Genomic DNA, 13,678 nt, shown 5'->3' with positions numbered 1-13,678 from the left:
TCAACCTCGGACTCCACCACACCAGCACAGGATGGGCCCTGCCCAAGGCGTGAAAACGCCACGACCAGAACCCAAGATTTTCATCAGCCTTCTAGGAACTGTTCGGGGTTCGGATCATGTGGTTGAGGTGAGGAGTTTCAGCCACATGATCGATCCTTCGAGGTGGAGTCCGGCCTCGTAGGCTTCCGGCGCGTTTGACCTCGCCGTCGGCGCCAAGCATCGCCTTGGCAGTCCCGACCTAGTCGACTTGGCGCTGGTAGTGGCAGGCCAGAGCCCGCCCCTGCGGCTACCAGCGCTGCTCACGAACCCACCCCAACGACCACAATTACAACCTGCAATCAAGACGATGCTGATGACCACCACAAATACCGAACCGGTTGCTGGAGTACTAGGCGCTCACCTACGGTCGTCGGCGGCTCAGACCGACGTGCCGCCACGGAACCATCGCGGTCGGACGCCGTCATGAAGCACGGCGTGCGGCGTCCTGGTCCGGGGCGGTCGTCAGCATCTCGGCCTCTTCGATCCACAAGGGGCCGTCAGCCAGCTGGAATCGAATGCCCTTACACGGCTGGGTACTGGTACGGAGTATGCGGACCTGCATCCCGTCGATCGTCGCGAACGGCCCCGGGATCCCCACACCGAAGTAGAAGGCCCGAACCAGGTTATGCACATCCTGGACCGACCAAGACCGGTCGATGATCGAGTCTTCGGCACGAAACATACGCGCGTACGTCGCGATGCCTTCGTCTTGGGGGACACCGGGATGACCGTCCGCAGCCATGGTCAGAGCTTCTGACACGAGCATACGGATCGTGGGCGCAACGTCTTCCCAGAGCTCATCGAACCGCACGTACTCCGGCACCTCGATCCCGCCGCGCTGGATGAGGATGTTTCCGGTGTCAATGCGTTCGTCCATCCAGTGCGCGGTGACGCCGATGGAGCGGTCACCGCTGCGGATCGCCCATTGGAGCGGCATCGGACCGCGATACTTAGGAAGCAGGGAAGTATGAATATTGATTACGCCCAACCTCGGTGCCCGCAGCGCTGGCTCGGTGAGCCGCCAGCTGAGCCCGCACACCACCACGACGTCGATGTCGTATCCCCTGACGGCGGTCACCAGTCCGTCGATGTCACCGGGGAGAGCTACTGTGGCCTCCGGTCCGATGACGGTGAGGGAATCGGCCACCTTCTCTCCCATGGTGGGATAGCTCGATTTTCCCGGCCGTGCGGATCGGCTGATCACGTATAGAGGCACCTCGTGCCCGGCCTGGACACAGCCTGCGTGCAGTGCGGCGAAGATGTCCGATCGAAACGAAACAAGCGCCACCCGAAGGGCCCTGGTCATAGCGCGTCTCCCAAGAGAAGTCCGGATTCGTACGGTCGCGATCAGGGAGTCAGCGATGTAAGTAACGCTTGCACTCTTTCCAGGAGCTGTCTTGCCGCGGGATCACCGAATCCGGTCAGGTGCCTTTCTGCCTCGCTGGCCTTCAGCACCGCTTCCTGATCCTTCTGGTCCGCCGCGAGCGCTGTGGCGAGATTCGCCAAGCCGAGCGCCAGCTGCCATTGGTTGCCGACGGCTCTGAAGGTACTGACGGCTTGGCGATGGAATTCGGCAGCTTCCTGTGGCTGTCCCTGCTCCAGGAATGACAGGCCGGTGGCGTCCCACGACGACGCCTCACGGACCCGGTCGCCGAGCCGGCGGTGCAGCACAGCCGCCCGATGGTAGGACTTGACGGCCTCCCCATGGTCACCCAAGGCAGCTTGGACCTGCCCGAGTTCGAGCAACCACCATGCCTCCCAAGCCAAGTTGTCGAAATCCATGGCGATGACCAGCGCGTCCTGAACCGCGGCAAGGGCTTCCGGAAACCTGCCCGCCATTCTGTAGATCTTGCTCGCGCAGTGGAGGGCGTCTCCCTCCGAGGCGCGGTCTTGCAGTTCGCGGAACAAGGTGAGGGCTTCGTCATGGCGTGACTCAGCTTCGGCCACCTCTTCCAGTTCCGCATATGTGTACGCCAGCGCGTTGGCGGCAATGGCCTGCCATCTTCGGTCGGCGAGCTCGACAGCGAGCTGGTACGTCTCTGTGAAGAACGCCTTTGTCTCCGCCAAACGGTGCGCGCGAAGCATCGCCAGTCCGAGACCGTTTAGGGATGAGACTTCGCCTAGGCGATCGCCTAGGTCCCGGCGGATGGCCAGCGCCGCCTGGTGGTATTCGATCGCCGCCAGCGGATCGTTGGACTGGGTGTGGAGTTTGGCGAGGCCCTCCAAGACCAGTGCTTCACCAGCCCGGTCGCCTGTGGTCCGCACCGCGACCAGGGCCATGGGAGCGGTGATCCGCCAGTCATCGATGTCGTTGTACGTCGTGTAAACGCGATGGATGCTGATGGGGAGCTGCCAGGCGATGTCATGGAAGCCGGCCGTGGCGGCACTTCGTGTGGCGGCGATTAAGTTGTGCCGCTCTTGCTCGTACCAGTGAAGAGCATCGTGATAGTCGGGGAAAGTGATGTCATGTCCATCGTGACCGACGTCGGCCAATGCCACTCTCGCTGCTCCGGGGATGACGACCGCCGTCACCGCGGAGGCCTGCCGCAAGTACCACAGGAGCGTTCGACGGAGTACCGTCCCTTGAAACGCGGGATCCTCCTCGTCGCGGACCTGCTCGAGTGCGTAGGCGCGCAAGAGGTCGTGGAAGCCGTAGCGGTCCGATGACTGCTGCTCGATGAGGTGGGCGCCAACGAGGTCGTCCAGCAGGCGCCGGGCTCGGCCCAACGGGATGTCGGCGAGTGCGGCGGCGGCCCGGCTGCTGAAGTCAGAGCCGGGGTGCAGGCCCAGGAGTCGGAACAAGCGGCTGGCCGATTCAGGAAGTGCCCGGTAGGACCAGGCGAATACCGAACGCACTGCGTCGGCCTCTTCGTCGTCTCCTGTGGCGAGGGCATCCCAGAGGGCGGACTCGTCCCGCAGCTCGTCGATCAGCTCGCGGAGCGGCATCTGTGGTCGGCGTGCGGCGTTCTCAGCAGCGATTCGGAGGGCCAAAGGAAGCCGAGCGCACAGGTGAACTAGTTCTGTGATCTCCTCCGCGTCGTCGTTGTGGCGGTAGTCCTTGATCAGGCTTTGGATCAACGAGACGGCTTCGGCTTCGTTGAGCATGTCCAATGACAGACGCCGAGCGCCGTCCCTGGCGACCAGCCCGGAAAGCCGACTGCGTGACGTGACCAGAACCAGGCATCCAGGGCTGCCCGGTAGAAGCGGACGTACCTGACGGACGCTGGAGGCGTTGTCGAGGACGATCAGCACCCTGCGCCCGGCGACCTGCGAGCGGTAAAGATCAGCCCGCGCCTCCAGGTCGGCCGGAATGGCGGTGTGCGGGACGCCCAAAGCGCTGAGGAAACGCTCCAGTATCTGATCGGGGGCCATAGGCGGCCCTGGATCGTAACCCCGCAAGTTGACGAAGAGCTGGCCGTCCGGGAACTGGTCGGCGATTCGGTGCGCCCAGTGGATCGCGAATGAAGTCTTCCCGACTCCCGCCGTGCCGGCCACGATGCACACAGTGGAGATCTGTGCCCGCTCGCGGTCTTCCATGAACAGGACGTCAAGCTGCTGTAAAGACTGGTCCCTATTGACGAAACCGCGAATATCGCTGGGCAGTTGCCGCGGGGTCGCAGATCCCGACCCACGGCGAGAATGAATGCCGCCCGACGTCTCCCCGGCCGAGGCCGGACCGTTCCCAGGGCTTGACGCCTCGGGATGCTTTGCGCGCCGATGTTCGTCCGGTTCGTCTCGGTAGGGCCGCTGGTTCATGATGGGTTATTCCTGTAAATCGACGACACGGAAGGTGAAATACGTATAGGCTACCAGCGATTACGTCGCATGGAGTCAACTTTTCCATCCAGGAAGTCGTCAATATCTTCGCCGAGAGAATAGAGATCTCTAATGAATGCCCGCCATCGGGTCACGTCGCCGGGCACCTCGGAACGAACCGCACCCGTGTTCGCCCCTTGGGCGTCGTAGAGCACTTCGTAGACGGCTTCGGTCCCAACGGTCACGATCTCGGGGAGTATGCCCTGGCGTTCGAGCGGTGCCACCTCGGTCGCGCTGACGACCCTGATCTGCTCGCCGAGTTCGTTCCGCTGGCGCAGCGAATGGAGCTCCCACTGAAGATACGGCGTGATCTGGTCCTCGACCACTCGGGCGCGGTATGTGGTGAAGCCGCTGTGTGCGACTTTGGCGTAGTACTCCGCGAGCGAAGTGCGGCGGGACTCGATGAGACGAAAAGCCTCGGCCATGTCGCCGCGCGCGAAGGCATTCCAACTTGCACTGTCCTGCTCCTGGAACGACTGAATGCGCTCGAGTTTCCAGAAATCCCCGTCGGAGATATGCCAGAATCGGGGAAGAAGTCATCGATGTATTCTTCGGCACTGAGCGTGACGCCGGACGGCCGGGCTGGCGGGCTATTCACCGGGAATGTCTTCCTTGGCGGCGATGACCATCAACCGGGGGATCACCACGAGCCGTTCGTCGACTCCGACACTGACACCCGCCGGAAGCCGGCCGTCATAGGATTCGGTGAGATCGCGTCCGATAACGGCGAAATCACCGTTGTCCAGCTCCCATATGTCGGGGCAACTGGGATTGTTGTCCGTGATTCTCAGTTCTGAAGCGGATTTTCCGAGCCGTCGTTCGAACGAAGCGGAATGGTCCGCCTCCCACCTTGCAGTCACGAAACCCTCCCTGGGCTGAGGTCCGTCGGCAGCTGACCTACGAAGCATATCGAAATACAGGACGTAAGGGCTGATCTTGGCGTGAATCGTCCGAAGTCGGGAGGGCGCGGTCGCCGAGGTCGCGCCCGGTCGGACTCGGCGGTCGACGGGCGAGAGCGGCGCTGCTCTTCGGGCGGGGTGTTACAGGATACTGACTTGGTTCACCATGTGCACCGTAGTTCACAAATACATACATGAACAGCGTAGGATTATTCCCATGGCGCGATATGGCGCCATACCGCGGGCCTTCCGGACAGCACGCCAAGGCCGGTTGCGCTACGTCGAGACGAGCCGGGGACACAGAAGTTGGGCGATCAGCGCCTTGCAATGAGTAAGACATTTGTTCGCGGTCACACATGCGACTGTACGGGCCGAGTTCTCACAATTGCTTGTGGGTGGGAGAGTGCAGGCGTCTGTATCGGTTTTACCCCGTACGCCCGGCGTCCATCACCCTCGGGCCCAGCCGCGAGCCTAAATCAGTATTCTGCTAAGCTGTCGGGACTGTGGGGTCAGAGGTCACCGGTGCGATAGCGGGTCTCATCGGAGCGGCCCTCGGCGCGGGGGCTGCGATGTGGGGAAGCACCACGGCGGCGCGCACCCAGTTGCGACTGAACGAGGCGCAACTCCAAGCAGCGATCACGGCCGAACAGACCCGAGTCACCAGGGCTGTGTACGCGGATTTCCTTCGTGCGGGCGTCGAGTTCGAGCTGGCGTGGCGACGACTTCTGGTCGGTCTGCGCGAAGGGCTAAGTACGGCGGAGGAACGGGATCGGCTGTACGGCCAGGTCATAGCACGTGAGCATGACCGATGGACCTCGTACTCGATCCTGCTTCTCGAAGCCCCAGAGCTCGTGACGTCGCTGGCCGGGGAACTCACGACGGCCTACGTCGAACTCGACACTCTCGGCGAGAAGACCCGCAAGCACATGTCCGCGCAGAGCTGGAGCGACTTTAACGCCGCCGCCGAAAGGTGCGGTGCGTTGACAGCTCGGTTCACCGAAGGTGCTCGCACGATACGCGAGACGGCCTCCACGCCAGCAGTGGGCACCGTGCCTCGCCGCCTCGGCACCTCCCGCTGGGCTCGACGGTGACAGGGCCTCCACCGGCCCGTCGTGTCGCGCGCTTCACCGCCAGTCGGCGACGCCTGCCAAGGCCTTCAGCTAGGCGAGTCGGAACGGTCCGAAACCCTCTCGGTCTCGCAGAGCTCGCACCTGCTCCGTCCACGATTCACGGCTCTTTGCCGGAGCTCTGCGGTGGCCCGACTCTGGGCGCGGAAGACCCTCGCCGCTTGACAGCGTCAGCGCCTGTGTCTGGCCTTCCAGGTCTGACCTGGAAGTTCTGGCGGCCGCTCGGTACCCCTTGATCACTTCGTCCTTTCAGCGGCGGCAACCAGCGCCGGCGTCCTCCCCGCCGGCAGCGCCCACGCGTCCACCTGCTAATTCGGGTCCTGCTTCAGCTATGTCACCGGGCGACAGTACGCCGCCGCCACCGTCGAAATCGGGTGGACGATGGACCCTGTCGGCCCCTGCCCCATCGCTGCGCCAGCTTCCCCTGGCTGGGAGACCACGAAGATGTCGGCTGACAGCGCGAAATCAGGCGGGCGCTCCAGGGAAGTGACACGCCGCAAGGTGCTCGCCGGCTGAGCCGACGAGCTGGACCAGCGGAGGTTCCTCGACCGCACAGATCTCCGCTGCTTTTGCGCAGCGGGTCCGAAATGAGCAGCCCGAGGGCGGGTTCAGTGGGCTGGGCACGTCGCCGACCAGCCGGATGCGCTCTCGGGCGGGGCTCCTACCGTCGTCCAGCTCGGGGACGGCCGACAGCAAGGCCTGCGTGTAGGGGTGTCGGGGCTGGCGATATAGGGTTTCACGATCGGCGGTTTCGACGATCCGTCCCAGGTACATGACCGCGACCCGGCGGCTGACCTGGCGGACGACGGCCAGGTCGTGGGCGATGAACACGAATGCGATGCCGAGGTCGCGCTGGAGTCGCCGGATGAGGTTGACGACCTGGGCCTGGATGGAGACGTCGAGCGCCGAGACCGGTTCGTCGGCGACGATCAGCTCCGGCTCGGTCGCCAGGGCCCGGGCCACCCCGATCCGCTGGCGCTGGCCGCCGGAGAACTCGTGCGGGTATCGGTGGACGTGCGCGGGGTCGAGGCCCACGACGTCCAGCAGTTCGGCGACCCGGTCTCGGCGGCTGGATGTCGAGCCGATGCGAAGGGACTCCAGCGGCGCGGCGATGATGTCGCCCACGGTGTGGCGCGGATTGAGTGAGGCGTAGGGATCTTGGAAGACCATCTGTATCTTGCCGCGCAGTGGCGCGAGTTCCCGGCGGCCGGCGTGGGTGATGTCCTGCCCGTCGTAGCGGATGGTGCCCGCGGTCGGTTCCAGCAGCCGGGTAATCAGGCGGCCGGTGGTGGACTTGCCACAGCCGGACTCACCGACCAGTCCGAGGGTCTCGCCGCGGGACACCGCGAACGACACCCCGTCCACGGCCTTCACCGCGCCGGCGTGGCGTGGGATGAGGAGTCCGCGGCGAACGGGGAAGTGTTTCGCCAGTCCTACGACGTCAAGAAGCGGGTCTGACTTCGGCGGGTCCGACTTCGGCGGCCTCAGGTCGAGGTCCATGGGGTTGGTCGTGGAAGCGTCCATCAGGCTGTGATCCGTTCGACGGCGAGGTGGCAGGCTCGTGTACGTCCGCCGGCCGAGCCCGGCTCCAGAATCGGAACGACCGTCGCGCAGCGGTCGCCGGAAACCTGCGTGCGGAGCTCGCACCGGGGGTGGAAGGCGCAGCCTCCCGGCGGGTCGAGCAGGTTCGGCGGGCTCCCGGCGATCGGAACGAGTTCGGAGTCGGGGTCTCCGGACAGCGTCGGCACGGAGCGCAGCAGCCCGGTGGTGTAAGGGTGCTCAGGGGCTGTGAGCACTTGCGCGGCCGGACCGTATTCGACGCAGCGCCCCGCGTACATCACCATCACGTCGTGCGCCACCCCGGCCACGACGCCGAGGTCGTGGGTGATCAGCAGGATCGCGAGCTGTGACTCGGCCTGCAACTCGGTCAACAGCTCGAGAATCTGCGCCTGGACGGTGACGTCGAGCGCCGTGGTGGGTTCGTCGGCGATCACCAGGTCCGGCTCGCCCATCAGCGCCATGGCGATCATGACGCGCTGCCGCATGCCGCCGGAGAACTCGTGGGGATACTCGTCGACACGCCGACCGGGGTCCGGGATACCGACTCGGGCGAGCATGTCGATCGCCCGGGTTCGGGCCTGACGCCGGCTCGCGCCGGTCCGTCGGCGGTAGGCGTCAGTGAGCTGATGCTCTACCGTATGGTACGGCGACAGTGCGGTCAGTGCGTCCTGAAAGACCATCGCGACGCGCGAACCGCGGTAAGCCGACATCCTTCGCTCGTCGAGGCCGGCCAGGTCGACACCGTCGAATTCCACCCGGCCGGAAACCTCGGTGCGGCGCCGATCGTGCAAGCCGAGCAACGCCAGCCCTGTGGCACTTTTGCCCGAACCGGACTCCCCCACCACGGCGAGTGTCCGTCCGCGGCGCAGGTTGAAGCTCAGGCCGTTGACCGCTTGAACGGTCCCGCCTTCTGTGTGGAAGCGGATGCCGAGGTCTTCGACCGCGAGCAGGGGACGTTCGGCCGCCGCGGGGAATTCATGCGCGGTGCTCATCACAGCCTCACTCGGGGATCGATGAACGCGTAGCAGAGGTCGACCGCGACGTTGCACAGGACGATGAAGGCTGCTGCGACCAGGACGGTCCCGGTGATCATCGGCAGGTCCAAGTCCGTCACCGAGGAGACGGCGAGTTGCGCGATGCCGTGGATGTTGAACGTGGTTTCGGTGATCACGGCGCTGCCGAGGAACAGTCCGAGGTCGAGACCGAACTGAGTGAGCACCAGGGTCATGGCGCCGCGCCAGGCGTAGCGCAGGTGCACCACGCGGGGTGGAAGACCCTGGGCCCGCGCCGTCCGGACATATTCCTGGGCCTCGGCCTCGATCATCGAGGAGCGGGTGAATCTCACATAGGTCGCCGCGCTCACCACGGCCAGGGTGGTCCAGGGCAGGATCATCCCGCCGAACCACTTGCCGGGATCTGAGGTGATCGGGTTGTAGCCGGGCTGCGGGAGGACGGAGAATTCGTCCACCAGCAGGTATCGCGCGACGATGCCGACGAAGTAGACCTGCATGGACGAACCGACGAGGGCGATGGCGGTGAGCCGTTTGTCGAGGGCCTGGCCCCGGCGCAGCGCGGCGATGACCCCCAGGCCGACTCCGACGGTCAGGATCAGGACGGAAGCGCCGACGGCCAGGGAAAGCGTCGCCGGAAAGCGGTCGGCGAGGGTGGACGTCACGGACTCGTGGTTCACGAACGAGTAGCCCAGGCAGGGCGCCGCGCACCAGGTCGCGCCGAAGTGGCGGCCGGCGAGGATCCCGTGGAGGAACTGCCAGTACTGGTCGAAGAGCGGGCGGTCCACGCCCAGGTTGTGGCGGATCGCTGCCAAGGTCTGCGGCGTGCAGGTCTTGCCGCAGGACAGCCGGGCCGGGTCCGACGGGAGGGCGAAGAACAGGAAGAACGTGACCGCGCTGACCGCGAACAGGATCAGCACCGCTCCCAGCCCCCGCCGGAGGATGAATCCGAACAAGGCTTGCTCCAGGTCGATGATTCGGGCGGCGCGGCCGGGCTCAGGTGGCCGGCCGCGCCGCGCGGCGGCTACTTCACGTAGACGTCGAGCGGGTAGCAGGTACCGATGAATCCGGTGTGCACTCCCCCGAGTCCCGGGCCGTACAGCGAGACCTGGCGAAGGTCGACCCAGGGGATCACCGGGGCGGACTGCATGATCTTCTTGTCCAGCGCGCCCCAGGCCGCGTCCTGCTGACTCAGGTCCGTCAGCCCTTGGATCCGATCGATCTCGGCGTTCACTCCGGAATCGTTGAACAGCGAGTTGTTGCCGCCGCCGTCGCTGATCTGACGGCCGTCGAACAGCGGTGGGATGACGGAGGAGGCGCTGGGCCAGTCCGGTCCCCAGCCGCCCCAGTACAGGTCGAACTGGTTGTCCACCTTCTGGGTCTCGTCGTAGTAGTTCTTCGAGCTGATCGGCTTGGTGACGACGTCGAAGCCGGCTTTGTCCAGCGCTTGGGATACCGCGACCGCGGCCTGCTGCCAGGTGGGGTCGTCCGAGTAGGCGAACACGATCGTCGGGTGCGGGTTCGAGGTCTGGGCCAGCAGGGCCTTGGCCTTGTCCGGGTCGCCTGTCGTGGCGACGCCGTAGAGGTCGTAGTCCTGATAGCCGTTCGTCACCGGGGACAGGATCGTGGTGGTGAAATCCCCGTAGACCGGCCCGCCGAACAGTTGCCGAACCTGCTGGCGGGGAAAAGCGTCCAGCAGCGCTTGGCGGACCTTCACATCGGTGATCCGCCTGGTGTTGATGTTGAAGAACTCCGAGAACGGTGTGACCTGGTTGACCAGGCGCGCTTTGAGGTTCGGGTCGGAGTTCACCTGTCCGGCGAGGTCCGCCCCGATCGAGACCTTGAAGGTCATGGCGGTCCGGTCCGGTCCGTTGGCCGCCATGAGCCGTTGGTTGATGTCGACTTCCTGCGCTCCGAACTCGAATCGCCACTGGTCCGGATAGGCGTGACGGACGGGGTCGGTGTTCGGGTCCCAGTAGGGGTTGCGCGAGAGCACCATGCCCTTGTCGATGTCGTGGCTGTCGATCTTGTAGGGGCCGGAAGAGAACGGGTGCTGGTCGAACGCTGTTTTGGTGTCCTTGGCCTTCGGGACCGGGCTGTAGGACTGCATGGCCAGCGCGAACGGGAAGTCGGCGTGCATCGAAGCCAAGTGGAAGACGATGGTCTTGGCGTCGGGCGTCTGGATCGCCGGCAGGTCTTGACCGTTCCATGGGCCGGAGTAGACGCCGGAGTAGTCGTCTTTGCCGGTCAGCCACATCTGCAGATACTGCGGACCGCCGGACAGTTCCTTCTGGAAGGTGCGCTCGATGCCGTATTTGACGTCCTGGGCGGTGATCGGGCTGCCGTCCTCGTACTTGAGGCCGTCCTTCAAGTGGTAGGTCCACGTCTTGCCGTCGGGGCTGGATCCGGTGTCGGTGGCCAGGTCACCGACCAGCTTCGTCGTGTCCCCGACCTGCTGATAGCTGGTCAGCTGCCGGGTCAGGAGCAGGTCGGCGGTCTGATTGGTGGAGGACCAGACCCGGGCGGGGTCCAGGTGGCTGAAGTCGGAGTGTTGCAGCACCGTGACGGCGCCTCCGGACTTGGCCCCTGGAACGGCCGGGTCCGGTCCCTTCGAGTCGGCCGCCGTACCGATCGCGACGGTCTGCTTGGCCGCTGCCTTCGCGGCCGGATTCGAGGCGTCGGTCTTCTTGCCGGCCGTGGAGCACGCGGTGCTGATCGTCAAGGTGCCGAGCACCAGGAGCGCGAGCGCCGACCGCGACCGACGTTTGGTTTTGGATATGGCCATGGGAGTTCCCTCCGAGGTTCGATGGGTGAGACGGCACTCGCGTCCGGCGCCGGACGTCAGCGGCCGGAGGGTGCGAGAGCGTCGCGCACTGAGTCCCCGAGCAGGTTGAAGGCGACCACGAAGATCAGGATCGCCACGCCCGGGACGAGCATGTAGGTGATGTCCGACAGGTACACCTCGGCCCCGCGGTGGATCATGCGTCCCCAGTCCGGGGTGGGCTCGACGATTCCCGCGCCGAGGTAGGACAGAGCGGCCTCGGCCGTGACGTACGCGGGCACCGACAACGAAGCCGTCACCAGGATCGGCGTCCACAAGTTGGGAAGCAGCTCCTTGACGACGATGCGGAACGGCGAGGCACCGCCGATGCGCGCCGCCTCGACGAACTCCCGGGTCCGCAAGGAGATCACCTGACCGCGCAGCAGCCGGGCCACGGGCGCCCAGCCGAAGGCCGACAGCACCACCACCAGCGTCATGACCCGCATCCAGGTCGGGGTCTGCTGATCGGCCGACACGAACAGCGACTGGACCACCGGCACGAACGCGATGATGAACAGCGTCGACGGGAACGACAGGGCGACGTCCACGACTCGGCTGATGCCGAAGTCCAGCCACCCGCCGGCGTATCCGGAGACCAGCCCGACCGCGGTTCCCAGCACCGTGATGATCAGGACGACCGCCATCGCGATCAGCAGGGAGGTCCTGATCCCGTACAGCAACTGCGTGAAGACGTCGCGCCCCAGCCCCGGCTCCAGACCCAACCAGAACCGGCCGCTGACACCACCCATCGCACCGATCGGGTAGCCGTAGTCGTCAAGGAGTCCGGACTCGTCCTGCCCGTAGGTCGTATAAGGATCCTTGCCATAAACGGCGCTGATCAGCGGAGCGCACAGCGCGACGACGAAGAACAGGCCGACCACTATCCCGGCCGCCATCCCGGTCCGATCGGAGCGGAACCGGCGCCAGGCCAACGCCGCGGGTGTCCGCGGCACAGCCGTGGCGGCGACGGGACGCCGTACCGGGTGATCGAAACCATCGGGACGGGTCGAGGCGACGGCATCTATCTCAGGGCCATCCATTCTTGGGCTGGTCATTCAGAAGCTCCGCAGCAGATCGCACGGCAGCCGGGGACTGACTCCGCCATGAGCGGACCCCGGAATTCGTCGCCACCGTCGGCGGCGCGAATGAAAGCTCTCATCCGACCGACGCCGCTGACAATATCCAGGACGATAGAGAAATAGCAGTCCGGCGATAACATCGACGGAAAACGCCAGGTCGAAAAGCACAGCAAAGACTGCTCCCCGCAACGCCGGAGGCATGTCAAGGGGCGCGTTGACATCGACAAGCACGCAAGACGAAACAGAACTCGAATGCCAGAACCTATTTCTCTGGCATGTTATATGTCCGCACCGCCCAGTCCCGCAGGTGCGGCGCATGGACCGTGAGGTCCCGATAAGCCGCGGCCGCCGAACGGTACATCGAGTCGATCAGTTCCTCGGATACCGAGTCGATCCGCCACGCCAGCAAATAGCGGCACCACAGTGGCGTTCCCGTCAGCGGCTTCACCACCACCCCTTCGGATGCCGTGAAGGTCGCCTGCACCAGGGCCACGGCGACGCCCTCAGCGATCATGGTGTGCAGCTGGCTCCGATCTCCGAAGAATTCGTGGACGGTGACCGGTTGGAACCCCGCGACCTGGCAGGCGGTGTAGAACACCCCCGGCCAGCCGGCGCCGTCATCCGGGGTCACGAACCAGGCGTCACCGGCCAGATCCTTGAGGCCGACCTCCATCCGATGGGCCATCGGATGGCCGGCCGGCATCGCGACGAAACTCGGCTCGGTGACGATCCCCCGGTGCGCCACGAGGGAGGAGTGCCGCAGTTCCTGGCCGGGATAGTCCACCCCGATCGCCACGTCCACATCTCCCTCCTCCAGCAGACCCACGATCTCCGCGGAAGAGTAGACACTTGTCACGGTGACCGCGTGATCCGGCACTGCGCTGCGAAAGCGGAGCAGCAGACCCGGCAGCATCGGAGTGTTCGTCACCGCGAGTGTCAGAATCCGGCCCGCCTCCGACGCCCGACGTGCGCTCCGCGGCCCCATGGCGTCCACCCGAGCGACGACGTCCCGAGCCTGCGCCACGACTTCAGCGCCGAAGGGGGTCGGCTCCACGCCGGAACTGCTCCGGTCGAACAGCGACTCGCCGAAGTAGTGCTCGATACGCTGCAGTTGTGTAGTGAGCGCCGGCTGCGAATACCCCTGCAGCGCGGCAGCCCGGCGCAGGCTTCCGGTATCGGCGATGGCGCAGAGCGCACGCAGGTGGCGGATCTCCAAACGTTCCATACACACTCCCCTCCGCTCGATCGTGTTATTGCGTGGCGGGAGAGTTGCTATAGGTGGGCCTGTGCTCAGCCGGCCCCCTCGACCGGCTGAGCAGCATGCATC

The 13,678-nt window shown here is 65.2% G+C and carries 11 protein-coding genes; 1 reads left to right on the top strand and 10 read right to left on the bottom strand.

Annotation, left to right across the window (positions count from 1 at the left end; genetic code table 11):
- Positions 1-460 precede the first annotated feature (460 nt).
- The 4 genes from ABH920_RS48815 to ABH920_RS48800 form a co-directional block, all read right to left on the bottom strand.
- Positions 461-1,345: a methionyl-tRNA formyltransferase gene (locus ABH920_RS48815; RefSeq protein WP_370356504.1), complete on the bottom strand. Its 885-nt coding sequence runs from the start codon at positions 1,343-1,345 to the stop codon at positions 461-463.
- A 41-nt stretch (positions 1,346-1,386) separates the two neighbouring features.
- Positions 1,387-3,795, bottom strand: coding sequence for a tetratricopeptide repeat protein (locus tag ABH920_RS48810; protein ID WP_370356502.1), 2,409 nt, complete (start codon positions 3,793-3,795; stop codon positions 1,387-1,389).
- 50 nt (positions 3,796-3,845) lie between these two features.
- A complete protein-coding gene (locus ABH920_RS48805; RefSeq protein ID WP_370356512.1) occupies positions 3,846-4,370 on the bottom strand; it encodes a DUF6879 family protein in 525 nt (174 codons plus the stop codon).
- Positions 4,371-4,445: 75 nt separating this feature from the next.
- A complete protein-coding gene (locus ABH920_RS48800; RefSeq protein WP_370356500.1) occupies positions 4,446-4,763 on the bottom strand; it encodes a hypothetical protein in 318 nt (105 codons plus the stop codon).
- Between the two features lie 560 nt (positions 4,764-5,323).
- On the opposite strand from ABH920_RS48800, the gene ABH920_RS48795 reads away from it, so the two are divergent.
- Complete coding sequence (locus tag ABH920_RS48795) at positions 5,324-5,845, top strand: hypothetical protein (RefSeq protein ID WP_370356498.1); 522 nt, start codon at positions 5,324-5,326, stop codon at positions 5,843-5,845.
- 501 nt (positions 5,846-6,346) lie between these two features.
- Here ABH920_RS48795 and ABH920_RS48790 read toward each other — a convergent pair.
- The 6 genes from ABH920_RS48790 to ABH920_RS48765 form a co-directional block, all read right to left on the bottom strand.
- On the bottom strand, positions 6,347-7,381 hold the full coding sequence (locus tag ABH920_RS48790; protein ID WP_370356510.1) for an ABC transporter ATP-binding protein: 1,035 nt from the start codon (positions 7,379-7,381) through the stop codon (positions 6,347-6,349).
- 23 nt (positions 7,382-7,404) lie between these two features.
- Positions 7,405-8,433, bottom strand: coding sequence for an ABC transporter ATP-binding protein (locus tag ABH920_RS48785; RefSeq protein WP_370356496.1), 1,029 nt, complete (start codon positions 8,431-8,433; stop codon positions 7,405-7,407).
- On the bottom strand, positions 8,433-9,407 hold the full coding sequence (locus tag ABH920_RS48780) for an ABC transporter permease (RefSeq protein WP_370356494.1): 975 nt from the start codon (positions 9,405-9,407) through the stop codon (positions 8,433-8,435). Before ABH920_RS48780 ends, ABH920_RS48785 begins: the two co-directional genes overlap by 1 nt.
- Before the next feature lie 68 nt (positions 9,408-9,475).
- Positions 9,476-11,236 carry an ABC transporter substrate-binding protein gene (locus tag ABH920_RS48775; RefSeq protein WP_370356492.1) on the bottom strand — a complete coding sequence of 587 codons (1,761 nt, stop codon included), beginning with the start codon at positions 11,234-11,236 and terminating at the stop codon, positions 9,476-9,478.
- 56 nt (positions 11,237-11,292) lie between these two features.
- Positions 11,293-12,327: an ABC transporter permease gene (locus ABH920_RS48770; protein WP_370356490.1), complete on the bottom strand. Its 1,035-nt coding sequence runs from the start codon at positions 12,325-12,327 to the stop codon at positions 11,293-11,295.
- Between the two features lie 286 nt (positions 12,328-12,613).
- Positions 12,614-13,576 carry a LysR family transcriptional regulator gene (locus ABH920_RS48765; RefSeq protein ID WP_370356488.1) on the bottom strand — a complete coding sequence of 321 codons (963 nt, stop codon included), beginning with the start codon at positions 13,574-13,576 and terminating at the stop codon, positions 12,614-12,616.
- Positions 13,577-13,678 lie beyond the last annotated feature (102 nt).

The organism is Catenulispora sp. EB89, assembly GCF_041261445.1.
GTDB lineage: Bacteria > Actinomycetota > Actinomycetes > Streptomycetales > Catenulisporaceae > Catenulispora.
Note: the sequence above shows the minus strand (reverse complement) of the source record. Positions and strands in the feature narration are given on the sequence as shown.

Excerpts from the sequence above, each read along its gene's own strand:
- ABH920_RS48800 (WP_370356500.1), bottom strand. The coding sequence starts at position 4,763 with ATGCTTCGTAGGTCAGCTGCCGACGGACCTCAGCCCAGGGAGGGTTTC.
- ABH920_RS48810 (WP_370356502.1), bottom strand. The coding sequence starts at position 3,795 with ATGAACCAGCGGCCCTACCGAGACGAACCGGACGAACATCGGCGCGCA.
- ABH920_RS48815 (WP_370356504.1), bottom strand. The coding sequence starts at position 1,345 with ATGACCAGGGCCCTTCGGGTGGCGCTTGTTTCGTTTCGATCGGACATC.
- ABH920_RS48775 (WP_370356492.1), bottom strand. The coding sequence starts at position 11,236 with ATGGCCATATCCAAAACCAAACGTCGGTCGCGGTCGGCGCTCGCGCTC.
- ABH920_RS48785 (WP_370356496.1), bottom strand. The coding sequence starts at position 8,433 with ATGAGCACCGCGCATGAATTCCCCGCGGCGGCCGAACGTCCCCTGCTC.
- ABH920_RS48790 (WP_370356510.1), bottom strand. The coding sequence starts at position 7,381 with ATGGACCTCGACCTGAGGCCGCCGAAGTCGGACCCGCCGAAGTCAGAC.
- ABH920_RS48770 (WP_370356490.1), bottom strand. The coding sequence starts at position 12,327 with ATGACCAGCCCAAGAATGGATGGCCCTGAGATAGATGCCGTCGCCTCG.
- ABH920_RS48795 (WP_370356498.1), top strand. The coding sequence starts at position 5,324 with ATGTGGGGAAGCACCACGGCGGCGCGCACCCAGTTGCGACTGAACGAG.
- ABH920_RS48765 (WP_370356488.1), bottom strand. The coding sequence starts at position 13,576 with ATGGAACGTTTGGAGATCCGCCACCTGCGTGCGCTCTGCGCCATCGCC.